Below are 677 nucleotides of genomic sequence, written 5' to 3' on the forward strand. Positions count from 1 at the left end.
ATATTACTTCGTTCCAGTTGCGTATTGCTTTAAAAACTCACGTTTTAAAAATAGCAAAAATTTGAGTAAGACGACTTTTTTTCAATGATAAAGAGAAAATAACAGGTAACATAAGATAAAAAAAACAAACTCTTGACGAATTTTTTGCTCAAAGTTCTTTGGGTATTGTTATCTTTTTTCTAACAAATCCCATTTATTGAAGCAACAATAATAATGCAAGCTTTATGATGTTCTAAAATAAACCCTGCAATATTTTTATCTTGTTCTAAAATACCTTCTTTAGCATCTAAAACTAAACAAGCAATATCTGCTTTTTCCAAAGCACCTAAAGCACACTGCAAAACGCTGTATTTGTCTTCTTGTTCATAAATTTTACCTCTTTTTTTAATACCTGCAGTGTCAATAATTTGTTATTTTTTGCCCATCATTTTTCAAAAAGTGGGAACATGAACAAGAACAAATACAGCGTTTTATAACTGAAACAGATATTCTGAATATGATACAGAACAAGATAAAAATATTGTTCTAGAAGGCATTTTATCATAAAGCTGCATTATTATTGTCGTAAGTTTTGTTGAAGGCAACAATACCTAAGCGAGCAAGAATGTATGCGCCTATTCATATCAGCACGAATCGTCTTCTCAAATTTTTGCTATTTTAAAACAGTTTCGCTGTCG

1 protein-coding gene is annotated in these 677 nt (G+C 30.0%); it reads right to left on the reverse strand.

Annotation, left to right across the window (positions count from 1 at the left end; all coding sequences use genetic code 11):
• Window positions 1–179: 179 nt before the first annotated feature.
• Entirely contained in the window at window positions 180–407 is a 228-nt protein-coding gene (locus ACEW7V_RS02290; RefSeq protein ID WP_374695763.1) for a GTPase, read from the reverse strand.
• Between the last annotated feature and the right edge of the window lie 270 nt (window positions 408–677).

The organism is Areca yellow leaf disease phytoplasma (assembly GCF_041920595.1).